Here is a 15242-nt window from a genome sequence, read left to right as displayed (position 1 = left end):
CCGCTCAGACCGAGAGCGAACGCCCGTCCAACCAGGCGGGGACCTGCGCCACGCTGGCGAGCACGGCAAGCGGTCCGCTGCTCGAGAGCCGTTCGTGGTCGTGCGATCCGGTGAGCACACCGAGCGCCGGCGCGCCGGCGGCACGCGCCATGTCGAGATCGAAGGTCGTGTCGCCGATCATCAGGGCCCGCCCGGGCTCGACCCCGAGCTCCTCGCAGAGCCCGAGGATCATCCCGGGATGGGGTTTGGGCGGCGCTTCGTCGACCGTCCGCGTCGCCACGAAGGCGGGACCGAGACCGGTGGCCTCGAGCTCGCGCTCGAGACCCCGGCGACTCTTGGCGGTGGCCACGCCCAGCCGATATCCCGCCCCGACGAGCGCCTCGATCGTCTCGCGCGCTCCCGGCAACAGCGTGGAGCGATCGCGATAGGTGCCGATCCAGAGGTCGCGGTAGACCTCGAGCAACTCGGCGAAGAAGGTCTCCGTGTGGCCCGGGTAGTACAGGTCGATCGACTCGCGAAGCCCCATGCCGATCGCCTCCCGCACGCGTGCCCGCGGCGGAGGAACGACGCCGTCGAGGCGCGACAGGGCGTCGATCGTGCAGTCGACGATGGTGGCGATCGAGTCCATGAGCGTGCCGTCCCAGTCGAAGACGAGCAGGTCGAACGGGGCGAACGCCCGGCGCGCTTTTTCCATGGCTCCGGTCATCGGGAGAGCCTATCCGTTCGGCGCCGCCTCGGCAGCCGCAGCGTGTGCCGGATCTCATGGCGCGCGATAGGATCGCGGCGTCCCGCCACTTCGAGCGCCTCGTCCGTGAAACCCTCCTCCCCCGTCCGCGTCGTGCTCACCGGCGGGGGCACCGGCGGCCACGTCTATCCGGCCCTCGCCCTCCACGAGATCCTGGCGCGTGCCGGTATCGTCGGCGAGACGCTCTTTCTCGGCATTCGCGGCCGCGCCGAGGAGACGATCGTGCCGCGGCGAGGCCTCGCCCTGCACTTCGTGCCGTCCGCTCCGGTGGCGGGCACCGGAACGCTCGGCAAGTTGCGCGCTTTCTTGACCATCGCGCGCGGGATTGTCGTCGCCCTGCGCGAGCTGCTGGTCTTCCGTCCGCACCTGGTCGTCGCCAGTGGCGGTTACGCTTCGGCCCCCGTAGTCGCAGCCGCCTTCCTGTTGCGGCCGTTCTTGCGTCTGAAGATCGTCCTCGACGAGCAGAACCTGGCGCCGGGCTTGCTCAACAAGGTCGCCTCGCTGCTCGCCGACGTCGTCCTGGTGGCGTTCCGCGAAACGCCCTATTTCGTCTGGAGCACGCGCTGCGTCTACACCGGGTATCCGGTGCGCGCGGCCTATCGCGCAAGCGACGGGCAGGAGGATCGCGCGGCACTGCGTCGGCGTCTCGGCGTTCCCGACGGTGCTCACCTGGTGGTCGTCTCCGGGGGGTCGCTCGGCTCGCGCTCGCTCAACCGGGCGGTCGCCGAGTCGCTTGCCGGTCTCTCCGATCTCCCGGACCTGCTCGTCGTGCACGGCGTCGGTCTGGCCAAAGGGAGCGCCTACGATGCGCTCGCCGATACGAAGACGCGCCTCGCGGCGGCGCTCGGCGACCGCTTCGACGGCGTCGAGCTCACCGCGCGCACCGCAGACGGCCGCGTCTTCTACCGCGCCGCCGAGTACTTCCACGACTTCGCCGACTGGCAGCGGGCGGCCGACCTATTGGTGGGCCGCGCCGGCGCCGGCTCGCTCGCCGAGACGCTCACCCTCGGCCAGGCGATGATCGCGGTGCCGAAGCGCGGCCTCCCCGGCGACCACCAGGAGCTCAACGCCGTCGGCCTTGCCGAGCGCGGCGCGGTCGAGGTGCTCTTCGAGCGGCGCGACGACGACGGCACCGACTCCGTCGACGCCGGCGAGCTGGTGGCGGCGATCCGTGGCTTGCTCGCCGATCCGACGCGACGCGCCGCGCTCGCCGCCACCGCGCATTCCCTCGCCTTCGCCGGCACCGAGACGGCCGTGCTCGACGTGGTTCGCAAGCTCCTTGCCGGCGAGGAGCCGGCGTACGAGACGGAGGTCATCGAGCCGGCGTTCGTGCGCTTCCAGCGGCAGTTCGACAGTCTCGTCGCCCATCTCGACGTCACCGCTCCCGGTCTCTACCACCGCCTCTACGACACCAAGGTCGACGAGTATCTCGGGGCAAGCGACGAGATGGTGGTCAACAAGGGGATCAAGCTCGTCGGCGCGCTCGGCCGGATCGACCGCTATCGCGATCTCGTCGCCGGGCTCGAACGCTGGCGCGGCTTTCTGCGACGCAACGCCCTCGCCGCCCTGCGCAAGGCGGCGAGTCCGCAGCCCTGCTTCGCCACCGCGGCGGCGCGTGGGCTCGCCGACGGCTACTGGGAGGTGCGTCGCGAGGCGCTGGCGCTCATCGAGCGCTTCCCGGCCGAGCTCGGCACGATCGAGCTGTTGCGCGACGGCGTGGCACGACTCGCCGCCCGACGGCGCGAGGGCTTCGAGGTGCGTGGCGGGGCGATTCGCGCCGCCGCGCTCGTTCTCGACGAGGGACGGTTCCTCGCCCTGGTCGAACCGCTCCTCGCGGCGCGCTCGGTGCGTCTGCGTGAGGCGGCTCTCGACGCCATCGCGGCCGGGCTGGAGGCCGGGCGACTCGTCGACCGCGCCGCAGCCCGCCGGCTCCTCGAGCGGGCGGTGGTGACGACCTCGGAGTTCGCGCCCGCCTTCCGCATCCGCGAGCGCTACCTCGCGGCGGCACGCGCCCTCGAAGGACACCGCAAGTGATCCTCTGGCTCATCCAGTTGCTGCGGGGCGCCGGGCTCGATATCGGCGTCTTCCGGCTCGCCGAGTCGGTGACCTTCCGCGCCCTGATGGCTTTGGCCACCTCGCTGGGGGTCGCGATCGCGCTCGGCTGGCGGGTGATCGTCTTTCTCTATCGGCGACGCTTCCGTGACACCTCCGGCGAGTTCCTGTCGATTCGGACCCACTCGAAACAGGGGACGCCGACCGGCGGCGGGTTGCTCATCCTTGCCTCCTGCGGCGGCTCGGTGCTCGTCTGGGGGCGACTCGCCAACCTGCAGCTCTCCGTCGTGCTCGCCGGGTTCGTCTATCTGGGACTCGTCGGCCTGCTCGACGACGCGCTCAAGGTGCGGTTCAAGTCGTCGCTCTTCGGGCTCGGCCAGCTCGCCAAGACGGCGCTGCTGCTCGGCTTCGTCCTGCCGTTCTCCTGGCTCCTCGTTTCGGCCGCCAGCCCGCTGCCCACGTCGCTGCGCACGGCCCTCATCCTGCCGTTCGTCAAGCACCCGGTGGCGGACCTCGGCACGCTCGGCTTCCTCGCCTTCGCGGCGTTCGCCGTCTTCTCGATCATCAACGCGGTCAACGTGGCCGACGGCATGGACGGGCTGCTCTGCGGCGCTTCGACCACCGTCACCGCCGTCTACGTCGTCCTCGCCTACGTGCTGAGCAACATCCTGCTCTCACGCTACCTGCTCTTTCCCTACCTTGCCGGGACCGAGGAGCTGGTGATCTTCGGCACCGCCCTGATCGGTGCGGTGCTCGGCTTCCTCTGGCGCAACACCTTCCCGGCCGAGGTGTTCATGGGCGACACCGGGTCGCTGGCGATCGGCGGGGCGATCGCCATGATGGCGTTCCTGCTCCGCCAGGAGATGCTCTTCCCGCTCGTCGGCGGCCTCTTCGTGCTCGAGATCTTCACCTCGTTGCTGCAGGAGAAGATCGGCAATCGGCTCGGACGGCGCGTCGTGCTGCGGGCTCCGTTCCATCACGCGCTCACCCACCGCGGGATCGCCGAGCCCAAGGCGGTGGTGCGGCTCTGGATCGTCTCGCTGCTGCTCGCGGCGATCGGCCTGCTGTCGCTGAAGATCCGCTGAGGGGGTCACCGCCCCCGCTTCGCTCAGGCGAGCTCGCCGTGCCCGAGCGGCGTTTCGACGAGATTGCCGTCAGCGCCGCGGGTCAGCAGGAGCTCTTCGGCTCGCGCTCCGGCCGGCAGCTCGGCACCCGGCCCGAGCAGGACGCGGCGGGCGAAGGCACCCGCACCGATCTGCGCCCCCGGCAGGAGCAGAACCTCTTCGGCGTGTGCCCGCTCGGCGATCCGCGCACCGGTCTCGAGCGCAACGCGCCGGAGTCGGGCCGTGCGGGCGACCTCGCTCCCGGGGCCGCGCCAGTCACCGTTCTCCGGGAGCGCGGTCAGGGCGCGCTCGAGCGCTCCGTCGAGGTAGCGACGGGGTGTCCCGAGATCGTGCCAGGAGCGCCGCGTTCGCAGGGTCTGGAGCACTTCGCCTTCGGCCAGGAGCGGCTCGTAGAGCCCGGTGACGAGGTCGCCCGGACCCTCCGGAACGCGCGCCAGCAGCCGCGGAGCGAGGAGCTGCGCGCCGGCGAAGACGACGCCGCGCCGCGCTGCGCCGGCGACCAGCGCACCACGGCGCAGGGCCAGGAGCCGGCCGTCCGCCGCGACCCGGACCCCTCCGCCGAAGCGGCTGGGCTCGGCTCGGGAGGCCAGCAGCAGGGTGGCCGCCGCACCGGTTGTGCGATGCCGCTCGAGCAAGGCGCGCAGCGGCCAGCGACAGAGGCTGTCGCCGTTGACCACCAGCACCGCATCGCAGTCGGCGAGGAACTCCCGAAGCGGGGCAAGCGCCCCGAGCGTCCCCTGGAGTTGCGTCTCCGGCGAGTAGCGCAGCGGCATTCCGCGATGGCTCTCGCCGAGCCTTTCGCGCAACCGCTCGCCGAGGTGAAAGAGATTGACCGCCGCGGCCTCACAACCGAGGCGGGAGAGCTCGTCGAGCGTCCAGCTGGCGAGCGGGCGGCCGGCGACCGGGAGGGCCGGCTTGGGGAGCTCGTCGGTGAGCGGGCGGAGGCGCTCGCCTCGCCCGGCGGCGAGGACGAGCGCGCGCACGCGCAGGCGGCTCACGCCTCCTCGGGGAAGACCATGTCGGCCGGCGCCTCGGGATGGGTCGCGAGGTAGTCCTCGTAGAGGCGCAGGTAGGTCCGCAGATCCGCCTTGGTCGGGTCGAAGCCGCAGCGGCGGGCGATGACCTCGGCACGTTCTCCTTCGAATTCGACGAAGTCGCCGATCGGTGTGTGGTCGAGCGCGATCGACTCGCTGCCCAGCCGCCACTCCTCGCGGATCTTCTGGTAGCGACGGACGACGCGGTAGCCGAGGCTCTCGAAGATCCCCCGCGCCTGCTGGGCATCGTCGACGCGGACCTCGAGCTCTCGTCTCACCTTCAGCGTCCCCTCGAAACGGGCCGCACCCTTGAAGGTCACGAGGGCTCCTCGCCCGTCCTCCCGCAGACGCAGGATGCAGGCCGCCGCTTCGAGCTCGCCGCCGCGATCGAGGATCCAGTTGTCCTCGAGCGATCCGGGCGCGGCACGCTCGGCTTCGAGCTCGAGAAGCCGCTCGCGCAGCTTCTCGAGGTCCACCTGGGCAAATTTCAGCTCCCGCTCGAGCGGGTCTTTTCCTGCCATGCGATCAGCCTCCGAGCCGGTCGAGGAAGCGCACGACGGTGCGGATGCCGTTGTAGAAATGGCTGATGTTGAACTTCTCGTTCGGCGAGTGGAGTCGGTCGTCCTCGAGACCGAAGCCGAGCATCAGCACCGGCTTGCCCAGCGCCTGGGCAAAGGTGCCGACGATCGGGATCGACCCGCCGGTGCGGATCCGCACCCCCCGGACACCCCAGACGTCCTCGAAGGCCGAGAGCGCCGCTTCGGCTTCCGGACCCGTGGCGTCCACCGTGACCGCGTCGGCGCCGTGCAGATACTCCACCTCGACCCGGACGCCCGGCGGGGTGACCTTGGCGACGTGAGCCTTGAGAAGCTCGGCGATCTTCGCCGGGGTCTGGTCGGCGACGAGGCGGAAGGAGACCTTGCAGCCGGCCCAGGCGGGGAGCACCGTCTTCGCGCCCTTGCCCTGGTAGCCGCCGAAGATCCCGTTGAGATCGCAGGTCGGCCGTGCCCAGGTGCGCTCGAGATAGGTGTACCCCTCTTCGCCCGTCAGCGTGTCCACGGCGAGATCGACGCGCTGCTCCTCCTCGTCGAACTCGAGGGCGGCGAACTCCTTGCGCTCCCAGTCGGCGAGCGGACGGACGTCGTCGTAGAAACCATCGATCCGCACGCGTCCGGTCGCCGGGTCGCGCAGGCTGGCGACGATCTCGCAGAGCGCGTTCAGCGGGTTGGTGACGCCGCCGCCGTAGACGCCCGAGTGCAGGTCGCGGTTCGGTCCGTCGACGCGGATTTCGAAGTAGGCGAGCCCCTTGAGGCCGTAGGTCAGCGCCGGGACGCCCGGCTTGTAGAGCGAGGTATCGGAGACGACCACCACGTCGCAGGCGAGCTTGCGGCCCGCATCCTCGCGCACGTAGTGATCGATCGCCTCGCCGCCGGCCTCTTCTTCGCCCTCGACGATGAACTTGACGTTGACCGGGAGCGTGCCGCGCTCGGCGAGCATCGCCGCGACCGCCTTGACGTGGGTGTAGGACTGGCCCTTGTCGTCGGTCGAACCGCGCGCCACCAGGCAGTCGCCCTCCTCGGTCGGCTCGAACGGCGGGTTACGCCACTCCTCGAGCGGATCGGCGGGCTGCACGTCGTAGTGTCCGTAGAAGAGGACCGTCGGGCGGCCGGGGGCCCCAAGCCATTCGCCGTAGACCAGCGGGTGACCGGCGGTCTCGATGCGTTCGGCGGTGAGCCCGGCCTCGCGCATCCTGCCGATCAGGTGGTCGGCACAACGAACGACCTCCGTCTTGTAGGCCGGATCGGTGGAGATCGACGGAATGCGAAGGTACTCCTTGAGCTCCGAGAGGTACTGCGCTTTCTCGCGGTCGACCCGCGAGAGCACGTCGCGACTGTCCGACATGGTTTCCGTCCTTCCTGAGTCTTCCAAGAGTGGGCGTACCGCCCAATTCAGCCTTGGCAGTCTAGCAGAGCGCCCCGCCTCAGCCTCTTGCCGCGGGTCCGCGGCGGTAGGACAAGCGCAATAGATTCAATGCGTTGACTCCGACATGGGCGATTACCGCCGGAGCCAGGGTGCCGCGCCAGGCGACCAGCCCGCCGAAGAGCGCTCCCGCGGCGAGCGCGAAGAGACCCCAGAGCCGCATCGCCCGTTGCGGTCCACTGTGAAGAAGCGCGAAGAGCACCGTCGCCGCCGCCCACCCGAGAGCCGACTGGAGGGCCCCGCGGAAGAGCGTCTCCTCAGCGAGACCCGAAAGCAACGCCAGCGCCAATGCCTCGTCGCGCCCGACGCCCCCGAGGACCTCCGCGAGTCGCGCTTCGAGCTCGCGCGCGGCCGAGAGGTGACAGCGCCCGAGCTCCCAGACGCCGGCGAGCAGGGCCGCGGCAGCCAGCCCGAGCGCGAGGTCCGCCGGCAGTTGGGCCGGCACGAGGAAGAGGGCGAGCGGTAGCGGCCCCTGGCGCACCCATCCGAGCCCGACCAGCCCCGCGACCGCGAGCGCGAGGTAGAAGGCGAAGGCGAGGCGCAGCAGGCGGCTCGGGCGGCGGTCGGGCGAGCCGTCCACGGCCCGCGGATCAGTCGTCGAAGGAGCGACCGGTCTTGCCCCAGTCGGCGAGGAAGCGCTCGATGCCGAGGTCAGTGAGGGGGTGGCGATAGAGCTGTTCGAGCGTCTTGAACGGCATCGTCGCCACGTCGGCACCGATCGCCCCGGCCTCGACGACGTGCATCGGGTGGCGGATCGACGCGACGAGGACCTGGGTGGTGAACGGGTAGTTGGCGTAAAGCTCGACGATCTGCCCGATCAGCGCCATCCCGCTCTCACCGACGTCGTCGAGTCGGCCGACGAACGGCGAGATGTAGGCTGCCCCGGCCTTGGCCGCGAGCAGCGCCTGAGCCGCCGAGAAGCAGAGGGTGACGTTGCAGCGCGTTCCCTGTTTGGCCAGCTCGCGCACGGCCGAGAGGCCCGCCGGGGTGAGCGGCACCTTGACGACGACGTTCTCGGCGAGGTCGGCGAGCCGCTTGCCCTGTTCGATCATTCCCGGCAGATCGGTGGCGAGAACCTCTCCGGAAACGGGCCCGGGTACCAGGTTCGCGATCTCGCGCACGGTCCCGAGGTAGGGCTTGCCCTGCTTGGCGATGAGCGTCGGATTCGTCGTGACGCCGTCGACCATCCCCCATTCGAGGCCGGTGGCGATCTCGGCGATGTCGGCGGTGTCGAGGAAGAACTGCATCGTGGTGTCTCCTGGTGGGAAGCGGTCGCGGGCGTCGCCGCCCGGCCGATCTTAGCCGGAAAGCCGGTGGCGCCCGAGCGATCCCTCCGGCGTCGCGGTCGTCTCGGCGGCGAGCAGGCGGCGCAGGTCGGCGGCGAGCTCGGCGGCCGACGGTTGGCGCTCGGCGGGCGCGCGCGACAGCGCCCGGAGGATGACCCCGTCGAGGCCGCCGCGGAGGCGGGCTGTCCAGCGCTCGCGCTGCGTCTCACCGTCCCATGGAAGCGCCTCGGGGGGCGCGTGAGACGCCGCCCGGGACGGCGCCTCCGCCCGCTCGGCGGCCAGCTTGGCCGCGAGGTCGGCGAGCGAGCGCGGTGCGGTGCGGCGATGCGGGAGCCGTCCGGTGACGAGCTCGTAGAGGAGCGCGCCGAGAGCGTAGACATCGACGGTCAGGGCGGGCGGATGCCCGAGGATCTGCTCCGGCGCGGCGTAGTCGAGGGTGGCGAAGTGCCAACCGGTGCGGGTGAGCGACGCGGCGTCGCCGTCGAGCGGCTTGGCGATGCCGAAGTCGAGGAGCTTGAGCTCTCCGCCCCGGGTGACCAGGACGTTGGCCGGCTTCAGATCGCGGTGGACCACCCGCTCGCGGTGGGCCGCCGCCACCGCTTCGCAGCAGGTGGCCATCAGCGAGAGGCGGTCGTCGAGCGGCAATCGCTGGAGGCGCGCATGCTCGGTGATCGGCTGGCCATCGACCTTCTCCAGGACGACGTACGGGCGGCCACTGGTGTCGCGCCCGGCGTCGAGGAGGCGGGCGATCGCCGGGTGATCGAGGCGGGCGAGGATCTGGCGCTCGCGCACGAAGCGGCGCACCAGCTCGGCCGAGTCGAGCTCGTGCCGGATCCGCTTGAGAGCCACCCGCTCTCCCGGAGCGGCCTGCTCGTGCTCCGCCTCCCAGACCTCGCCCATGCCCCCTCGCCCGAGGCAGGTGATCAGCCGGTAGGGCCCGACCCGGGAAAGGGGGGGCGCTGGGGGCTCCGGAGGCGTCCGCGGCAGGACGGCCGCTGCTTCGGCGGCGTCGACGACGAGCTCGCCGAGGCACTCCTCGAGCGGCTTCTCGAGGAAGGCTCCCGCCCGGGTGTCCGCCTCGAGCAGCGAGACGACCTCCGCCGCCAGCGCCGCGTCGGCCTCCTGCAGGCGAGAAAGGAACAGGGCACGCGCTTCGCCGTCGAGGTCGAGCGCGCGATCGAACGCCCACTCCACCTCGCGCCAGCGACCGCTCTCGGGACCCGGCATCCGATGCTCGCTCGGTCTAGGGGGTCGGGGCGTAACCCGCGGCAGCGAGCTCGCGGAAGAGGAAGGCGCGTGCCTTCCGCCAATCACGGCGCACCGTGCGCTCGGAGATGCCGAGAAAGGCGCCGATCTCCTCCTCGCTCCGGCCGGCGAAGAAGCGCCACTCGACCAGCCGGGCCAGGCGCTCGTCGGCGGCCGCGAGCCGTTCGAGCGCCGCGTCGAGGGCGACGAGCTCGGCGGCACGCATCGGTGCGCTCGGCTCTCGACCTTCGAGGATCAGCACTTCGATCGGCACGTGCACCTCGCCGCCGCCGCGCTTGTCGCGCATGCGCCGACGGGCGGCGTCGAGCAGGATCTGCCGCATGGCGCGGGCGGCCAGGGCGAAGAAGTGGGCGCGGTCGCGAACCGAAAGGCGCTCGCTCTCGGCGAGCTTGAGATAGGTCTCGTGGACCAGCATCGTCGTCGAGAGCGTCGGCGCGGATCCCGCTCGCCCGCGCTGCCAGCGCGCCAGGCGACGAAGCTCGACGTAGACGATCTCGAAGACGCGATCGACGGCCGCGCGTTCTCCGGCGCTCGCCTGGGCGAGCAGTTCGGTCAGCGGCAACTCGGGCATGCGCGCCGATTGTAGGCGATCGGCGCCGCCGTCGCCGCGGCATGCGCCATCTTCGTTCGCGGCGCGGCAACCGGTCGGCTAGTTCAGCGACTCCTGCGGGTCCTCGCCGCCCTCGGGCTTCTCCTCTTCGCGCTCGACGACCTTGGCCATCGCCACCAGCTTGTCGTCGCCACCGAGGTCCATGAGCTTGACGCCCTGCGTCGAGCGGCCGATCTCGCGGATGCCGTCCACCGCTGTCCGGATGAGCATCCCCTCCTGGGTGATCAGGATCAACTGGTCGCCCGAAATCACTTGGCGCGCCCCGATCACCTTGCCGGTCTTGCCGGTGACCTTGAGGTTGATCACCCCGAGGCCGCCGCGGCCCTGGAGCCGGTACTCCTCGACCGGCGTGCGCTTGCCATATGCCCGCTCGCTCACGGTGAGAATGGCGCCCTCCTTGGCGAGCGCCTCCATCCCCACGACCCGGTCGCCCGGGCGCAGGGTGATGCCGCGGACGCCGTACGTCGCCCGGCTGAGCGGCCGGGCCTCGGCCTCCGGGAAGCGGATCGAGAAGCCGTCGGCGGTGGCGAGCAGGATGTCGGTGCCGCCCTCGGTGACCCGCACCGCGAGCAAGCGGTCGCCCTCTTCGATGTTGATCGCGATGATCCCGCCGACCCGCGGGTTGCCGTACTCGGCGAGCGCCGTCTTCTTGATCGTCCCCTTCTCGGTGGTGAAGAAGAGGAAGCGGTCCTCGGTGAACTCGCGCACCGCGACCGTGGTGGCGACCTTCTCGGTCGCCTCGAGGTTCAGCAGGTTGACGATCGCCTTGCCGCGCGCCGCTGGACCGGCCTCGGGGATCTCGTGCACCTTGAGCCAGTAGACCCGGCCGCTCTCGGTGAAGACCAGGATGTAGCTGTGGGCCGAGGCCACGTAGAGGTGCTCGACGAAGTCTCCCTCGCGGGTTGCCATCCCGGAACGGCCCTTGCCGCCGCGGAGCTGCGCCCGGTAGAGCACGAGCGGCGAGCGCTTGACGTAACCGGTACGCGAGACGGTGATGACCATCTCCTCGTCGGCGATCATGTCCTCGATGCTGATGTCGCGCGTCTCGGGGACGATCTCGGTGCGGCGCACGTCGCCGTACTTCTCCTTGATCTCGACGAGCTCCTTGCGGATCTCCTCGAGCACCAGGCGGTCGGAGGCGAGGATGGCACGCAGCCGGTCGATCGTCTTCAGCAGCTCGTTGTACTCGTCGAGCACCTTCTGGCGCTCGAGGCCGGTCAGGCGCTGCAGGCGCATGTCGAGGATCGCCTCGGCCTGGAGCTGGGAAAGACCGAACCCCGACATCAGGCGGTCCTTCGCCTCGGCCGGCGTGGCGCTGGCGCGGATGGTGCGGATCACCTCGTCGAGGTGATCGAGCGCCTTGAGGATGCCCTCGAGGATGTGGGCCCGTTCCTCGGCCTTGCGCAGATCGTAGCGGCTGCGCCGGATGACCACCGTCTTGCGGTGGTTGAGGAAGTGGTGGAGCAGCTCCTTGAGCGTGAGAACCTTCGGCTGGTTGTCGACGATCGCCAGCAGGATCATGCCGAAGGTCGTCTGCATCTGGGTGTTCTTGTACAGCTGGTTGAGGATGACCTCGGGGACCTCGCCGCGCTTGACGTCGAGGACGACACGGATGCCGTCGCGGTCGCTCTCGTCGCGCAGGTCGGAGATGCCTTCGATCCGCTTCTCGCGGATCAGCTCGGCCATCTTCTCGATGAGGCGCGCCTTGTTGACCTGATAGGGCAGCTCGGTGACGACGATCGACTGACGCTCGCCGCGGCGTTGCGTCTCGACGCCGGCGCGCGCTCGCACCTGGATGATGCCGCGGCCGGTGGCATAAGCCTGGCGGATGCCGTCGAGGCCGTGGATGAAGCCCGAGGTCGGGAAGTCGGGGCCGGGGATCGCCTTCATGAGCTCCGGCAGCGCGACGTCCGGGTTGTCGATCAGCAGCATCAAGCCGTCGCAGACCTCGGTGAGGTTGTGCGGCGGGATGTTCGTCGCCATGCCGACGGCGATGCCCGAGGCACCGTTGATCAGGAGGTTCGGGACCTTCGCCGGCAGGACCGTCGGCTCGATCTCCGAGCCGTCGTAGTTGGGCTGCCAGTCGACGGTCTCCTTGTCGATGTCCTCCTTGACCATCTCCTCGGCGATCTTGGCGAGCCGTACCTCGGTGTAACGCATCGCCGCGGCGTTGTCGCCGTCGATCGAACCGAAGTTGCCCTGACCGTCGACCAGCGGATAGCGCATCGAGAAGTCCTGCGCCATGCGGACGATCGTGTCGTAGATCGCCGAGTCGCCGTGCGGGTGATACTTGCCCATCACGTCGCCGACGATGCGCGCCGACTTCTTGTAGGGCTTGTTGGAGACGTTGCCCGACTCCCACATGCCGAAGAGGGCCCGGCGGTGCACCGGCTTCAACCCGTCCCGCACGTCGGGCAGCGCCCGCCCGACGATGACGCTCATCGCGTAGTCGAGATAACTGCGCTTCATCTCCTCTTCGATATCGACCGCCACCGGCCGCTCGAAGGGAAGCATCGTGTTCTGGTCGGTCATTCGCTTCTCTCGGATTCCGCCGCGAACGGCATCAGACGTCCAGGTTCCGCACGTTCAGGGCGTTGGTCTCGATGAACTGGCGGCGCGGCTCGACCTGGTCGCCCATGAGGATGGTGAAGATGCCGTCAGCCTCGACGTCGTCCTCGATCTTGACCTGCAGCAGGCGGCGGCGCTGCGGGTCCATGGTGGTCTGCCAGAGTTGCTCGGCGTTCATCTCGCCGAGGCCCTTGTAGCGCTGGATGGAGAGGCCCTTCTTGGCGCCGGCGTACATCGTCTCCATCGCCTCGTCGAGGGTGTCGACCTCGCGGGTCTCGCCGGCCGCCTTCCCTTCGTCGACGCGCCGCAGGGTGAAACGCTTCGCGGCGATCGCTTCGAGACCGGGACCGTTGGCGGCGAGCGCCCGGTACTCGGCCGAGGTCAGCAGGTCCCAGTCGACGTGCACCTCACGCTCGACGCCGTCGCGGCGCGACCAGAAGGTGAGCGTGCCGGTCCCGTGCTCGGGATCCTGGCCGACCGCGACACCGTGGAAGCCGGACGCCTCGAGGCGGTGCGCCACCTCTTCGAGGCGGGTTGCGTCGGCGAGCGACTTCTTGTCGGTGATCCCGTGCAGGAGGAGCAGCCGCAACGCATCTTCCGGGAAGCCGCGGGTGACGAGATTGCCCATGTGCTCGCGGAACGACTCGACGCGCTCGACGAAGTTGGCGAGCTTGGCGCTGCGCAGCGGCTTGCCGTCGTCGAGGCTGAGCTCCCAGAGGGCCTGCACGCGCTCGGTGAGAAAGCCGCGGTACTCGCGGTCGTCCTTGAGGTAGCTGTCGCGCTTTCCCTCGGCGACCTTGTAGAGCGGCGGCTGGGCGATGTAGAGGTGGCCGCGCTCGATGAGCTGGCGCATCTGCCGGTAGAAGAAGGTGAGGATCAGCGTGCGAATGTGCGAGCCGTCGACGTCGGCGTCGCACATGATGATCAGCTTGTGGTAGCGCAGGCGGCCGACGTCGAAGTCCTCTTTGCCGATGCCGGTACCGAGCGCGGTGATGATGATCTTGATCTCTTCCGAGCCCAGCATCTTGTCGAAACGTGCCTTCTCGACGTTGAGGATCTTGCCGCGCAGCGGGAGGATCGCCTGGAACTTGCGGTCGCGACCCTGCTTGGCGGTACCACCCGCGCTGTCGCCCTCGACGAGGAAGAGCTCGGCGAACTCGGGGTTGCGCTCCGAGCAGTCGGCGAGCTTGCCGGGAAGGTTGCCGCCTTCGAGCGCGCCCTTGCGGCGAGTGAGCTCGCGGGCCTTGCGCGCCGCTTCGCGGGCGCGTGCGGCGTCGACGCACTTCTCGACGATCTTCTTGGCGATCGACGGGTTTTCCTCGAAGAAGGTCCCAAGGCGATCGCTCACCGCCTGTTGGACCCAGCCCTTCACCTCGGAGGAGACGAGCCGGTCCTTGGTCTGGGAGGAGAACTTCGGGTCGTGGATCCGCACCGAGACGACGGCGGTCAGGCCCTCGCGAACGTCGTCGCCCGAGAGGGTGACCTCCTTGAGCGCCTTGGCGAGGCCGGAGCTTTGGGCGTAGCTGTTGATCGTCCGGGTGAGCGCCGCCTTGAAGCCTTCGAGGTGGGTGCCTCCGTCGCGGTTGTTGATCGTGTTGGTGAACGAGTAGATCTGCTCACCGTATCCGTCGTTCCACTGGAGCGCGATCTCGCAACGCTCCTCGACGCTCGCTTCGACGCGGCGGTCCTCGAAATCGATCGGTTTTGGATGGAGTGTGTTCTTGTTGCGGTTGAGGTGTTCGACGAACGAGGCGATGCCGCCGGCGTAGAGGAACTCCGCCTCCTTGTCGGTGCGCTCGTCCTTCAGGCGGATCTTGATCCCGCGGTTGAGGAACGCCTGCTCGCGCAGCCGCTGGGCGAGCACGTCGTAGCTGAACTCGATGTGCGTGAAGATCTCGCTGTCGGGAACGAAGCGGACCTTCGTGCCGGTCTTGCGGCTCTTGCCGATGGCCTGGATCGCGCCGTCGGGCTTGCCGCGCCGGAAGGTCTGAAACCAGACCTGACCTTCGCGGCGGATCTCGAGCTCGAGCAGCTCGGATAGCGCGTTGACGACCGAGACGCCGACGCCGTGGAGGCCTCCGGAGACTTTGTAGACGTTGTTGTCGAACTTTCCGCCGGAGTGCAGCTCGGTCATGATGACTTCAGCCGCCGAGCGCCCTTCGCCCTTGTGGAGGTCGACGGGAATGCCGCGACCGTCGTCTTCGACGGTCACCGAGTTGTCGACGTGGAGCACGACGTCGATGACGGAGGCGAAGCCGGCCTGGGCTTCGTCGACGGAGTTGTCGACGACTTCGAACACCATGTGGTGCAGCCCGGTGCCGTCGTCGGTGTCGCCGATGTACATGCCCGGCCGCTTGCGAACGGCTTCGAGGCCCTTGAGGACCTTGATGTCGTCGGCGGTGTAGCTGGCGTTCGGCTGGGTCGGAATCGAGTCTTCAGGACGCTTGGTCAAGTGCTACCTCGGGGTCGCGCACCAGGGGCAAGAGCTGCCCCACGATCGGGGGTTCTCGAATCGTTGGAGCCTATCAGAGAGACGGCCTGGAGACCAAGCGCTAATGGTTTGAAAATAAACGACTT

12 protein-coding genes are annotated in these 15242 nt (G+C 69.5%); 2 read left to right on the top strand and 10 right to left on the bottom strand.

What is annotated here, in order from left to right:
- Nucleotides 1-4 precede the first annotated feature (4 nt).
- Nucleotides 5-694: an HAD-IA family hydrolase gene (locus IPJ17_03905; protein ID QQR74741.1), complete on the bottom strand. Its 690-nt coding sequence runs from the start codon at nucleotides 692-694 to the stop codon at nucleotides 5-7.
- A gap of 117 nt (nucleotides 695-811) precedes the next feature.
- Between IPJ17_03905 and IPJ17_03900 the strand changes: the two genes are divergently transcribed.
- Both IPJ17_03900 and mraY read left to right on the top strand, forming a co-directional pair.
- A complete protein-coding gene (locus IPJ17_03900) occupies nucleotides 812-2779 on the top strand; it encodes a glycosyltransferase (GenBank protein QQR74740.1) in 1968 nt (655 codons plus the stop codon).
- On the top strand, nucleotides 2776-3882 hold the full coding sequence (gene mraY / locus IPJ17_03895; protein ID QQR74739.1) for a phospho-N-acetylmuramoyl-pentapeptide-transferase: 1107 nt from the start codon (nucleotides 2776-2778) through the stop codon (nucleotides 3880-3882). The genes IPJ17_03900 and mraY overlap by 4 nt, the downstream gene beginning before the upstream one ends.
- Before the next feature lie 23 nt (nucleotides 3883-3905).
- On the opposite strand, the gene IPJ17_03890 is transcribed toward mraY, so the two are convergent.
- The 9 genes from IPJ17_03890 to gyrB all read right to left on the bottom strand — a co-directional run bounded on the left by IPJ17_03890 (nucleotide 3906) and on the right by gyrB (nucleotide 15093).
- A complete protein-coding gene (locus IPJ17_03890) occupies nucleotides 3906-4919 on the bottom strand; it encodes an NDP-sugar synthase (protein QQR74738.1) in 1014 nt (337 codons plus the stop codon).
- The gene (locus IPJ17_03885) at nucleotides 4916-5476 is read right to left on the bottom strand and encodes a class IV adenylate cyclase (protein QQR74737.1); all 561 of its coding nucleotides are present in this window, start codon (nucleotides 5474-5476) and stop codon (nucleotides 4916-4918) included. Before IPJ17_03885 ends, IPJ17_03890 begins: the two co-directional genes overlap by 4 nt.
- Nucleotides 5477-5480: 4 nt before the next feature.
- Nucleotides 5481-6857, bottom strand: coding sequence for a dipeptidase (locus IPJ17_03880; GenBank protein QQR74736.1), 1377 nt, complete (start codon nucleotides 6855-6857; stop codon nucleotides 5481-5483).
- Between the two features lie 79 nt (nucleotides 6858-6936).
- Nucleotides 6937-7515 carry a CPBP family intramembrane metalloprotease gene (locus IPJ17_03875; GenBank protein ID QQR74735.1) on the bottom strand — a complete coding sequence of 193 codons (579 nt, stop codon included), beginning with the start codon at nucleotides 7513-7515 and terminating at the stop codon, nucleotides 6937-6939.
- Between the two features lie 10 nt (nucleotides 7516-7525).
- Complete coding sequence (fsa, locus tag IPJ17_03870) at nucleotides 7526-8182, bottom strand: fructose-6-phosphate aldolase (protein ID QQR74734.1); 657 nt, start codon at nucleotides 8180-8182, stop codon at nucleotides 7526-7528.
- Nucleotides 8183-8233: 51 nt separating this feature from the next.
- Nucleotides 8234-9448 (bottom strand): serine/threonine protein kinase, encoded by a 1215-nt coding sequence (locus IPJ17_03865; protein QQR74733.1) that lies wholly within the window; start codon nucleotides 9446-9448, stop codon nucleotides 8234-8236.
- Nucleotides 9449-9464: 16 nt separating this feature from the next.
- A complete protein-coding gene (locus IPJ17_03860) occupies nucleotides 9465-10058 on the bottom strand; it encodes a sigma-70 family RNA polymerase sigma factor (protein QQR74732.1) in 594 nt (197 codons plus the stop codon).
- A 78-nt stretch (nucleotides 10059-10136) separates the two neighbouring features.
- Nucleotides 10137-12611: a DNA gyrase subunit A gene (gene gyrA, locus IPJ17_03855; protein ID QQR76081.1), complete on the bottom strand. Its 2475-nt coding sequence runs from the start codon at nucleotides 12609-12611 to the stop codon at nucleotides 10137-10139.
- A 49-nt stretch (nucleotides 12612-12660) separates the two neighbouring features.
- Entirely contained in the window at nucleotides 12661-15093 is a 2433-nt protein-coding gene (gene gyrB / locus IPJ17_03850; protein ID QQR76080.1) for a DNA topoisomerase (ATP-hydrolyzing) subunit B, read from the bottom strand.
- Nucleotides 15094-15242: the final 149 nt, after the last annotated feature.

Source organism: Holophagales bacterium (genome assembly GCA_016699405.1).
In the GTDB taxonomy this organism is placed as follows: Bacteria; Acidobacteriota; Thermoanaerobaculia; order Multivoradales; family JAGPDF01; genus JAAYLR01.
Note: the sequence above shows the minus strand (reverse complement) of the source record. Positions and strands in the feature narration are given on the sequence as shown.

Excerpts from the sequence above, each read along its gene's own strand:
- IPJ17_03905 (QQR74741.1), bottom strand. The coding sequence starts at position 694 with ATGGAAAAAGCGCGCCGGGCGTTCGCCCCGTTCGACCTGCTCGTCTTC.
- IPJ17_03885 (QQR74737.1), bottom strand. The coding sequence starts at position 5,476 with ATGGCAGGAAAAGACCCGCTCGAGCGGGAGCTGAAATTTGCCCAGGTG.
- IPJ17_03880 (QQR74736.1), bottom strand. The coding sequence starts at position 6,857 with ATGTCGGACAGTCGCGACGTGCTCTCGCGGGTCGACCGCGAGAAAGCG.
- fsa (QQR74734.1), bottom strand. The coding sequence starts at position 8,182 with ATGCAGTTCTTCCTCGACACCGCCGACATCGCCGAGATCGCCACCGGC.
- IPJ17_03865 (QQR74733.1), bottom strand. The coding sequence starts at position 9,448 with ATGCCGGGTCCCGAGAGCGGTCGCTGGCGCGAGGTGGAGTGGGCGTTC.
- IPJ17_03860 (QQR74732.1), bottom strand. The coding sequence starts at position 10,058 with ATGCCCGAGTTGCCGCTGACCGAACTGCTCGCCCAGGCGAGCGCCGGA.
- gyrA (QQR76081.1), bottom strand. The coding sequence starts at position 12,611 with ATGCTTCCCTTCGAGCGGCCGGTGGCGGTCGATATCGAAGAGGAGATG.